The 5644-nt window shown below is 73.0% G+C and carries 5 protein-coding genes; 2 read left to right on the plus strand and 3 right to left on the minus strand.

From position 1 onward, the window contains the following. Positions 1 to 132: 132 nt before the first annotated feature. Entirely contained in the window at positions 133 to 1131 is a 999-nt protein-coding gene (locus ACFV2J_RS21800) for a WD40 repeat domain-containing protein (protein WP_385440084.1), read from the minus strand. 137 nt (positions 1132 to 1268) lie between these two features. Between ACFV2J_RS21800 and ACFV2J_RS21805 the strand changes: the two genes are divergently transcribed. Continuing rightward, on the plus strand, positions 1269 to 1952 hold the full coding sequence (locus ACFV2J_RS21805) for an SGNH/GDSL hydrolase family protein (RefSeq protein ID WP_385091359.1): 684 nt from the start codon (positions 1269 to 1271) through the stop codon (positions 1950 to 1952). Between the two features lie 98 nt (positions 1953 to 2050). After that, positions 2051 to 3043 (plus strand): aldo/keto reductase, encoded by a 993-nt coding sequence (locus tag ACFV2J_RS21810; RefSeq protein ID WP_385091356.1) that lies wholly within the window; start codon positions 2051 to 2053, stop codon positions 3041 to 3043. A 345-nt stretch (positions 3044 to 3388) separates the two neighbouring features. Here ACFV2J_RS21810 and thpR read toward each other — a convergent pair whose 3' ends face one another. Then, the gene (gene thpR, locus ACFV2J_RS21815; protein WP_385091353.1) at positions 3389 to 3961 is read right to left on the minus strand and encodes an RNA 2',3'-cyclic phosphodiesterase; all 573 of its coding nucleotides are present in this window, start codon (positions 3959 to 3961) and stop codon (positions 3389 to 3391) included. A gap of 38 nt (positions 3962 to 3999) precedes the next feature. Continuing rightward, positions 4000 to 5265: an MFS transporter gene (locus tag ACFV2J_RS21820; protein ID WP_385440088.1), complete on the minus strand. Its 1266-nt coding sequence runs from the start codon at positions 5263 to 5265 to the stop codon at positions 4000 to 4002. Between the last annotated feature and the right edge of the window lie 379 nt (positions 5266 to 5644).

A 5644-nucleotide genomic window follows, 5' to 3' on the forward strand; every position in this document is an offset into this window, starting at 1 on the left:
GGGGCGCGCGCGGCTCACCGCGCGCGCGCTCGCTCGCGCTCGAGACCTCCCACACCCCACAGTTCTAAAATAAGCGCCCCCCCGGGCGGGCGGGGGGGGGGCCGCCCCCCCCCCCCGGCCCCCCCCTTTCCGCTAGGACCTGCGCAGCAGCCGCCTCACCCCGAACACCACCACCAGCACGGCGCCGACCGCCAGCGCCCCCTTGGCGCCGGTGCCCAGGCCTCCGCCCCCGTCGTCGCCCGCCGACGCCGATCCGCCGCTCTCCGAGGGCGACTTGGAGCCGGAGCCGCCGCCGGGAACCGAACCGGGCTGCACCGGGCTGTCCTTGCCCTCGCTCCCGTACATCAGCCGGGACCCGTCGGGCGTGTACGTGACGGACTCGCCCTGCCCCTGCAGAGGAACGTTCAGCCGCCCCTGCCGCTCGGGCTTCCCGTCCTTCCAGGAGTACACGATCCCCCCGAAGTACCCGCGCAGTGCCAGCTGTTCACCGTCGGGCGAGAAGGCTCCGTCGGTGACCCAGAGGTCGATGGTGGCGACCCGGCGGAACACGTTCGTGCCGGAGGAGGAGAGCTGTGCGGGTCCCGCGTACAGATGGCCGCCGTCCTCGTTCTTGTCGGCGATGTAGACCCGCCCGGTCTTCGGATGCACCATCAGCGCCTCCGCGTTGCGGGGCCCGTCCGCGTACTTCACGACGTACTGGGTGGCCCGGATCGTCTGGTCCTTGAGCACCTTCGGCTCGGGCAGCTTGTAGATCCAGACGTGGTTCCAGGTGCCGCCCAGGTTGTCGCCGATGTCACCGACGTAGAGATCGCCGTCCGGGCCCAGGGAGATGGCCTCGACGTCGCGGGGGGCGCCGACCCCGCTCATCGTGACGGTGGCGACGGTCTCGCCGGTCCTGCTGTCGACGGCGTAGAGGTACGGGCCGTCGTCGCTGTCGTTGTGCGTCCAGTAGATGCCGGGGTGCTGACGCGAGGCCGCGAGCCCGCTGGACTCGGTGATCCGGGGGTCCTTGATCGTGAATCCGCCGTCCCCGCTGTCGGCGACGGCCGGCGCCGACAGCGCGACGACGAGGGCGGCTCCGGCGGCCACCCGGGCGGCGGCTGCGGCAAGGTACGAGGGCGATCGGCGCATGGCCCAAGCCTGCCATCTCGAACGGACTTTCAGTTCGATCTCCGCCCGCGGCCGGCCCCGCACCGCGCCCGCGGGGCGTGTCCAGCCTCACACCCCTGGCGGCGATGCCCCCCGTACCGATCGTCCATGATGAGCGGATGCTCAGGTTCATGCCCGTCGGCGACTCCCAGACGATCGGGAGCGCGGGGGAACACACGTGGCGTTACCGGCTGTGGCAGCACCTGCGCGCGACGCACGGAGGCCCGTTCGGGATCGTCGGCCCGCGCGAGACGCTGTACGACAAGGCGACGGAATCCCCCGACTCGTACGAGTACGCGCGGCCGGACTTCCCGCGGGCCCACCTGGCCGGCTGGGGCGAGGGCTGGATCCACATGGTCCCGCTGGTCCAGGACGCGGTCCGCGCGCACCGCGCCGACGTGCTCCTGGTCGCCCTCGGCCTGATCGACCTGGGCTTCTACACGAACGCGGAGCAGACCGCCGGGAACGTCCGCGCCTTCGTCGCCGAGGCCCGCGCGGCGAACCCGCGGATCCGGATGGCCGTCCTGCCGGTGACACCGAACGTCCGCGCGCGGTCCGACGAGCCCTTCGCCGCCGCGGTGGCCTCCTTCAACGACCTCCTCGCGAAGGCGGTCGCCGACCTCGACGAGCCCCGCTCCCCCCTGCTGCTCGTCTCCCCGCCCCCCGGGTACGACATCCACCTCGACACCTACGACGGCACCCACCCGAACGAGAGCGGCGAACACCGGATCGCGGAGGCCTTCGCCAACGCGATGCACCAGGCGTGGGACCTCGGGGAGCCCTACGCGGCCGAGAGCGCCTGACCGGATCCCGGCGCCCCGGGAGCAGGGCGTGGCACTCGGTGCTGTCCCGGCGTTCCACTCTTGCCTAGAGCGCACTCCACGCCGTTGGGTGGGGAGTCATGAAGTACACGCAGCTCGGACGCACGGGACTCAAGGTCAGCCGGCTCGTCCTCGGCACCATGAACTTCGGTCCGCAGACCGACGAGGCCGACAGTCACGCGATCATGGACGCGGCACTGGCCTCAGGGATCAACTACTTCGACACGGCGAACGTGTACGGCTGGGGCGAGAACAAGGGCCGTACCGAAGAGATCATCGGGAACTGGTTCGCCCAGGGCGGCGAGCGGCGCGACAAGGTCGTGCTCGCCACCAAGGTGTACGGCAACATGGCCGCCGAGGGCGACGCCTGGCCCAACCACGACAAGCTCTCCGCGGTCAACATCCGGCGGGCGGTCGACGCCAGCCTCAAGCGGCTCCAGACCGACTACATCGACGTCTACCAGTTCCACCACGTGGACCGCAGCACCCCCTTCGAGGAGATCTGGCAGGCGATCGACGTCCTGGTCCAGCAGGGCAAGATCCTCTACGCCGGCTCCAGCAACTTCCCCGGCTACAAGATCGCCCAGGCCAACGAGATCGCCGCCCGCCGCGGCGGCACCATCGGCCTCGTCAGCGAGCAGTGCCTCTACAACCTGGCCGAGCGACGCGCCGAGATGGAGGTCATCCCGGCCGCGCAGGAGTACGGGCTCGGGGTCATCCCGTGGTCCCCGCTGCACGGCGGACTGCTCGGCGGGGTCATCCGGAAGGAGGCGGCGGGCGGCCGCAGGGCGGGCGGACGGGCCGCCGAGTCGCTGGCCGACACCGCCATCCGCGCGCAGATCCAGTCGTACGAGGACCTGCTCGACAAGCACGGGATCGAGCCCGGCGAGGCGGCACTGGCCTGGCTGCTGACCCGGCCCGGCGTCACCGGTCCCATCGTCGGCCCGCGCACCGCGCAGCAGCTCGACTCCGCCCTGCGCGCCGTCGAGCTGGAGCTGTCGCAGGAGTTGCTCTCCGCGCTGGACGAGATCTTCCCGGGCCCCGGCCCCTCGCCGGAGGCCTTCGCCTGGTAGCACGCCCCCGCAGGGCGTCCAGGAAGCCGTCAGGGGTGCGGGAACCACGCGAACGGTCCCACCGGACCGGGGCTCACGGTTCCCGCGCCACCCGGCGGCTCCGGGCCGTCCGCGGCGCTCCCGGGGGCTCGCGGCTCTTCCCGCGGCTCCACGGCTCTTCCCGCGGCTCCGCGGCTCTCCCGGCGGCTCCGCGGCGGAGCGCGCCGGGCGCGGGCGGACCGCCGCTACTTGACCGCCGCCGCCAGCGCCACCACGACGAACATCAGCACGAGCACACCGGCCATGATTTGATTTCGGGTCTTGGGATTCACGCCATTGAGGTTAACCGGCGGCTCCCGGCCCTCTTCAGCCGCCCGCCCCCGCGAGCGCCCACCGTGCCACCGTCTCGTAGCGCGGCTGCTCCCCCGGGACCCCCGACCTCGGCAGGTTGCTGCGGACGAGGCACAGCTCGCCCGCCGTCCAGGGGCGCCCGGCGAAGTCGTCCAGGGCGGTGACGTACGCCGTGAAGTCCGCGGCCTGCCTGCTGCGGGCCACCGTCAGATGCGGGCGGTAGCGGCGGTGCTCCTCCATCGGGACGCCCGCCCGGCGGGCCGCCGCCTCCGCTCGGTCGGCGAGCAGGCGCAGGGTGGTGACGTCTCCCGACACCCCGGCCCACAGGGCCCGGCCACCGAAGTGGCCGCCGCCCGTGAGGGCGAGCGGGACGGGAGGCGTACGCCGGGCGGCCCGGGACAGCCGGTCCGCGAGGGGAGCGGTGAGCTCCTCCTCGACCTCGCCGTAGAAGGCGAGGGTGAAGTGCCACCCCGGGCGGCCCGTCCACCTCAGGCCGTCCGCGCCCGGCAGCCGGTGCAACCCGTCCACCGCCACGCCGAGTTCACGCACCGCTTCCTCGGGTGGCAGCACGGCCGCGAAGAGTCTCATGACGCCACTCTCCCAGGCACGCGGGCCACGGTCCCCGGTCAGGCCGCGGTCGCCAGCCTCTCCTTGGGGACGAAGCGCACCCGTGGATGGCCGCGGTGCCAGCCGACCGACAGGCGCAGCCCGCCCACGCGGGCCAGGACCAGGCCGACGGCCGTCGCGGCGGCGGCCGAGACCAGACCGCCGAGAGCGAAGCCGATGCGCGGACCGTAGGCGTCGGTGACCCAGCCGACCAGCGGCGCCCCCAGCGGCGTACCGCCCACGAAGACCATCATGAACAGCGCCATGACACGGCCGCGCATGACGGGGTCGGTGGCCATCTGGACCGTGGTGTTCGCCGTGACGTTGACCGTCAGACCGAAGACCCCGATCGGGACCATGAGCAGCGCGAAGAGCCACAGCGACGGCACCACGGCCGCCACCGCCTCCAGCAGGCCGAAGGCCAGCGCCGCCGCGATCAGCACGCGCAGCCGGGCCGTGCCGCGGCGGGCGGCGAGCAGCGCGCCGGCCACCGAACCGACCGCCATCAGCGTGTTGAAGAGGCTGTACGCCCCGGCACCGGCGTCGAACACGTCGTCCGCGTAGGCGGAGAGCCAGACCGGGAAGTTGAAGCCGAAGGTGCCGATGAAACCGACGAGGACGATCGGCCAGACCAGGTCGGGGCGGCCGGCGACATAGCGGAGTCCTTCGCGGAGCTGGCCCTTGCCGCGCGGCGCCCGCTCGACCACGTGCAGGTCGCGGGCGCGCATCAGCAGCAGACCGGCGATGGGGGCCACGAAGGACAGTCCGTTGAAGAGGAACGCCCAGCCGGTGCCCACACCGGTGATCAGCACGCCCGCGACGGCGGGGCCGACGAGGCGGGCGGACTGGAAGTTGGCGGAGTTGAGGCTGACCGCGTTCTGCAGCTGGCCGGGTCCGACCATCTCGGAGACGAAGGACTGACGGGCCGGGTTGTCGACGACCGTGGCGAGGCCGACGGCGAAGGCCGCCAGGTAGACGTGCCAGACCTGGACGTGGCCGGAGAGGGTCAGGAAGGCGAGCACGAGCCCGGTGACGCCCATGGCCGTCTGGGTGGCCAGCAGGGTGGGGCGCTTGGGGAGGCGGTCGACCAGCACACCGCCGTACAGCCCGAAGAGCAGCATCGGCAGGAACTGCAGCGCGGTGGTGATACCGACCGCGGCGGAGGAGCCGGTGAGGCTCAGCACCAGCCAGTCCTGGGCGATGCGCTGCATCCAGGTGCCGGTGTTGGAGACGACCTGTCCCAGGAAGAACAGCCGGTAGTTCCGGATCTTCAGGGAACTGAACATCGAGGACGACGAGGACGACGAGGGCGCCGGGGGCGCGGAGCGCGCGGGGGCCGGTGCGGGAGACGGGGAGTCCGCCGCGGCCGAGGGGGCCGGGGCCGAGGGGGTCCGGGAACCGGAGGTGCGGGACGGTGCGGTGGGACCGTCAGGGGTGGGCGGGGAGTCGTGGGTGGCTGGTGCGGGGGCGGAGTCTGCTCCGGATCCCGTACTCAAAAGGGCTCGCCTCCTCGGGGGCACGGACGGCGGTGTCCGGGGTGGGGGCGCGCCGGCCGGACCGCGGCCCGCCCCCCCGGGGGGGGCCACAGAACATGGCGAGCGTCACCCCGCCGGGGGCGGCCGCGCCGATCCTCGCCCCCCCGGCCGCCTCCCCGGCCCCCCGCAC

The sequence above is a fragment of the Streptomyces sp. NPDC059668 genome, assembly GCF_042734135.1.
Lineage (GTDB): Bacteria > Actinomycetota > Actinomycetes > Streptomycetales > Streptomycetaceae > Streptomyces.

Excerpts from the sequence above, each read along its gene's own strand:
- ACFV2J_RS21800 (WP_385440084.1), bottom strand. The coding sequence starts at position 1,131 with ATGCGCCGATCGCCCTCGTACCTTGCCGCAGCCGCCGCCCGGGTGGCC.
- ACFV2J_RS21805 (WP_385091359.1), top strand. The coding sequence starts at position 1,269 with ATGCTCAGGTTCATGCCCGTCGGCGACTCCCAGACGATCGGGAGCGCG.
- ACFV2J_RS21810 (WP_385091356.1), top strand. The coding sequence starts at position 2,051 with ATGAAGTACACGCAGCTCGGACGCACGGGACTCAAGGTCAGCCGGCTC.
- thpR (WP_385091353.1), bottom strand. The coding sequence starts at position 3,961 with ATGAGACTCTTCGCGGCCGTGCTGCCACCCGAGGAAGCGGTGCGTGAA.
- ACFV2J_RS21820 (WP_385440088.1), bottom strand. The coding sequence starts at position 5,265 with ATGTTCAGTTCCCTGAAGATCCGGAACTACCGGCTGTTCTTCCTGGGA.